Below are 4224 nucleotides of genomic sequence, written 5' to 3'. Positions count from 1 at the left end.
CGCAGCTCGGGGTCGCGGATGGTCAGCTCGCGCCCGACCAGGTCCTCCGCTTGCGGCCCGCACAGCCAGGCGATCACCCGCGCCGGATGCTCCGGCGGGGCATGGGCCTCGCGCGGCATCTGGCTGACCGGGTTGATGCCGGAGGTCCGGATCTCGCCCTGCATCTCGGTGTCGACAGTGCCGGGGCGGAAGCCGAAGGCGCGGATTCCCTGGTCGCCATATTCGAGATGCAGCGACCGGGTCAGCATCGCCAGCCCGGCCTTCCCAGCGCAATAGGCGCTCCAGCCCTCATAGACATTCTCCGCCGCGCCGGAGCTGACATTGATGACGGTGCCGCCGCCCTGCGCCACCATGCCCGGCACCGCCGCCCGCAGGGCTGCGAAGGCACCCAGCAGGTTGACCGTGACGTTGCGCGCCCACGCCGCCGGGTCGCAGTCGAGGATCCGGCCGATCGGTCCGACCATGCCGGCGTTGTTGACCAGGATCGACGGCGCCCCCAGCGTTTCCATCACCTCGCGCAGCATCGCCGCGACCCAGCCGAGATCGCCGATGTCGCCGGCAATGGCGATCGCCTGGCCGCCATCCGCCCGTAGGTCCCGGGCGATGCCGTCGATCGCTTCGGACGACCGCGCCGTCAGGGCCACGGCCGCGCCCTGGGCCGCCAGCAGCCGCGCCGTGGCGGCACCGATGCCGCGGCTGGCGCCGGTGATCACGGCAACCTGCCCGTCCAGGCGCGGCAAGGCTTCGGATTCGGTCATCGTCGCAACATCTCCTTCTTGGTCTCAGGCAGCCTAATACCGCGGTCCAAACATTAGCTCGTCATCGCGAGCCCCGCAGGGGCGTGGCGATCCAGAGATCGAGCCGCTGGATCGCCGTGTCGCTTCGCTCCTCGCGATGACGAGATCTTCACCCCCGCCACGCCTTGCCCTCGCGCAGACGGAAGGACCGCACCCGGCGGACGCGGTCCTCGACCGTGGTGTCGCCCACGATGCGCAGCACCGGGCAGGGCAAGGCCGCGAGCCAGGCTTCGTGCGCCTGCAGGTTGCGGCCGACCCGCGTGCCGGAATCATAGGCTTCCGCCCAGTCCAGGAAGGCGTGGTGGGCGACATGCATGGCACCGCCGCGGGCCAGGGTCTCGGCGCCGTAGCGCTCGACTTCGCGCGCCCGCAACCGGTCCATCCGCAGCGCCGGCGGGATCAGGAGGAAGACCACCAGGTCGAATTGCGGGATCAGCGAGTCGCCCCAGCGCATCAGGGACCCGGTCAGCAACCAGCGCTCGGTGCCGGAAATGGCCGCTTCCAGCAGCGCCAGGCGCTCGGACACGTCCCGTTGCGCCTGGAATGGCGGGTCGCTCGGCAGCCAGAAATAGTCGTCGGTGTCGAGATGCAGGGCCCCGGTCGCCGTCGACAAGGCCCGGCCCAGCGTCGAGGTGCCGGACCCGGCGGCACCGGTGATGTGGATGCGCCTGGGCGCCATGGTCATCTCTGCTCTGCCGCTCGGGCTCGGTCCGTGCCTTGCACATAGCGCACGGGCATGATGTTGTCGCGCCACCTTATCCCCCATGCGGGCGTGCCATGCTGGTGATCTTCGACTGCGACGGCGTCCTGATCGATTCGGAAATAATCTTCTGCGCCGTCGATTCCGAGGCGTTGGCCCGGCTGGGGCATGTCATGGCGCCCAGCGAATTCGCCCGCCGCTTCTGCGGCACGCCGCACCAGGTCGCCTGGGCCACCCTGTCGGCCGAATTCGGCTTCGTCGTGCCGGACCACCTGATCGACGAGGTCAAGGCAGAGTGCGCCCGGCGGTTCGAGACCGAGCTGAAGGCGATTCCGGGGGCGGCGGAGGCGATCGCCGCGGCCGGGGCGTTCGGCCACCCGCCCTGCGTCGCCTCCTCCACCAGCCTGCCCAACCTGCGCCGCAACCTGGAGACGGCCGGGCTGCTGGCGAAGGTCGACCCGCATGTGTTCTCGGCCAGCCAGGTGGCGCGCGGCAAGCCGGCGCCGGATGTCTTCCTCTACGCCGCCTCGCAGATGGGGGCCGACCCCGCAGACTGCCTGGTGATCGAGGATTCGGTGTTCGGCGTCACCGCCGCCCGCCGGGCCGGCATGCGGGTGGTCGGCTTCGTCGGCGCCAGCCATGCCGATGCCGGCCTGCCGCAGCGGCTGCAGGCCGCCGGGGCCGGCCGGATCTTCGAGACGATGGCGGAGATCACGGCCTGGCTGGCGGCGGGCGCACCGCCGCCGGCCTATGCCATGCGCGAGAGCGCGGTCAGATCAACCCCATCAGCTGCTGCGCCAGCGCCGCGACGCCCGGCGCCGCGGCGGTGACCGGGCCGCTCTGCACCCCGCTTTCGATGAAGTCACTGGTCACGCCGCCGGCCTCCTGCACCAGCACCAGCCCGGCCATCACGTCCCAGGCGTTGGTGTGGGCAGCGGCATAGCCGTCGAATCGGCCGTCGGCGACATAGGCCAGCGACATGGCGGAGGAACCGAGGCGCCGGTATTCGCCGCCATGGGCCAGGATGTGGCCGATCTGGCGGACATGACCGTCGATGTGCTTGCCCGGGGCATAGCCGACGCCGATCATCGCGCTGTCGGGCCGGGCCGCGGCGTTGACCTTGATCGGGGTGCCGTTGCGCGTCGCCCCCTGCCCGGCCACGGCGCTGTACAGCTCGTCCCGCACCGGTTCGTAGATCACGCCGAGCGCCGGCTTGCCGTCGATGGTGGCGCCGATCGAAACGCACCAGACCGGCCGGTCGCGCAGGAAATTCGCCGTGCCGTCGATCGGGTCGAGGCCCCAGACGATGCGCGCATCCTGCCGGTCGAGACCGAATTCCTCGCCCAGCACGGCATGGTCCGGGAAGATCTCCGTCAGACGCCCGCGGATCAGCGTCTCGACCGCCTTGTCGACCACGGTGACGAAATCCTGCGGCCCCTTGGATTCGATCTCCAGCGCCTTGTGATCGGCCAGATGGGCCAGGGCCAGCTGGCCGCCGGCCCGGGCCAGCGCCTCGGCCACGATGCGCATCAGGGCGAGGGTCTGTTGGTCGCTCATGGGAAATTCCTGTCCGCGTTCGGAAGGCGCGATCATCCGGGACCGGCCTGTCCCCGGCAACCCAGGAAAGCGGGACCCTGCCGTCAGCCATCCAGCTCGAACAGCTCCGGCCGCCTTTGGGCGATCGGGCCGAGCGAGGACAGGATCTCGCGCAGATGCAGGCGCATGGCGGCTTCGGCGGCATCCGGGTCATGCGCCCGCAGCCCGGCCAGGATCGCCGCATGCTGGTCGATCAGCATCTCCAGCGGCGACACCTCGGGCAGGCTGAGATAGCGGACCCGGTCCATCTGCGCCTTCATGTTCTCGATGGTGCCCCAGGCCGGCAGGCAGTCGATCGCCTCGATGATCAGATGGTGGAAGGCCTCGTCCAGCGCCAGGAAGCGGGCGTTGTCGCCTTGCCGGGCCGCGGCGCGCTGCATCTCCAGGTTGCGGTCCAGCGCCTGCAGGAAATCCTCGTCGATCCGTTCCGCCGCCAGGCGGACCACCGCGGTCTCCACCGCCTCGCGGATGAAGCGGCCCTGCTCGACCTGCCGGCGTGAGATCTTCCGCACCATGGTGCCGCGCTGGGGCAGGACCTGGAGCAGCCCCGCCTCCACCAGCTTGATGAAGGCCTCGCGCACCGGCTGGCGCGACACGCCGAACATCTCCGACCCATCCTTTTCCGACAAAGCACAGCCGGGCGGCAGCAGGCCGGTGATGATCGCCTGGCGCAGCCCCTCATAGATCTGCTTGCCGATCGGCCCCTCACCGCTCAGGGCGATGCGCTCCGGCAGCGTCCTGGTCTGCTGTGCCTTCCGCCGTCCGGCCACCCGCTCGCTCCGCTCCGTTGGTCCCGTCCGAGCATACAGGGGATCGGCCGCATTTTAACATCGCCATACTTGTATGGTGATTAAATTCGGACTATGCATCCGGCCATGTCCCCTGCGGCTGGCCGCGGAGAGGACGCAGTCCATCCCGGGGGAAACCGCATCATGAAGATCATCCGTGCCGACGTGATCGTCACCTGCCCCGGGCGCAACTTCGTCACGCTCAAGCTGGTGACCGACGAGGGCGTGTACGGCATCGGCGACGCCACCCTGAACGGCCGCGAGCTGGCGGTGGCCAGCTACCTCAAGGACCATGTCTGCCCGCTGCTGGTCGGCCGCGATCCGCACCGGATCGAGGACACCT

At 69.9% G+C, this 4224-nt stretch carries 5 protein-coding genes and 1 pseudogene; 2 read left to right on the top strand and 4 right to left on the bottom strand.

The genetic code is table 11. The features are described from left to right. Both AC3XYG_RS04675 and AC3XYG_RS04670 read right to left on the bottom strand, forming a co-directional pair. Window positions 1-758 (bottom strand): SDR family oxidoreductase (locus AC3XYG_RS04675; protein ID WP_489138649.1); only part of this gene is annotated, 758 nt, incomplete at its 3' end. 148 nt (window positions 759-906) lie between these two features. Beyond that, window positions 907-1476, bottom strand: coding sequence for an ATP-binding protein (locus AC3XYG_RS04670; protein WP_489138648.1), 570 nt, complete (start codon window positions 1474-1476; stop codon window positions 907-909). 98 nt (window positions 1477-1574) lie between these two features. On the opposite strand from AC3XYG_RS04670, the gene AC3XYG_RS04665 reads away from it, so the two are divergent. Continuing rightward, the gene (locus AC3XYG_RS04665; protein WP_489138647.1) at window positions 1575-2327 is read left to right on the top strand and encodes an HAD family hydrolase; all 753 of its coding nucleotides are present in this window, start codon (window positions 1575-1577) and stop codon (window positions 2325-2327) included. Here the strand turns inward: AC3XYG_RS04665 and AC3XYG_RS04660 are convergent. Together AC3XYG_RS04660 and AC3XYG_RS04655 are read right to left on the bottom strand one after the other, a co-directional pair. Then, complete coding sequence (locus AC3XYG_RS04660; protein WP_489138646.1) at window positions 2269-3054, bottom strand: inositol monophosphatase family protein; 786 nt, start codon at window positions 3052-3054, stop codon at window positions 2269-2271. The genes AC3XYG_RS04665 and AC3XYG_RS04660 overlap by 59 nt on opposite strands. A gap of 83 nt (window positions 3055-3137) precedes the next feature. Further along, window positions 3138-3863: a GntR family transcriptional regulator gene (locus tag AC3XYG_RS04655; RefSeq protein ID WP_489138645.1), complete on the bottom strand. Its 726-nt coding sequence runs from the start codon at window positions 3861-3863 to the stop codon at window positions 3138-3140. Between the two features lie 162 nt (window positions 3864-4025). Between AC3XYG_RS04655 and AC3XYG_RS04650 the strand changes: the two are divergent. Beyond that, window positions 4026-4224, top strand: a pseudogene (locus tag AC3XYG_RS04650) (bifunctional D-altronate/D-mannonate dehydratase); the annotation flags it as partial.

This window comes from Inquilinus sp. (assembly GCF_057815775.1).
This window is presented reverse-complemented; position numbering and strand designations above follow the sequence as displayed.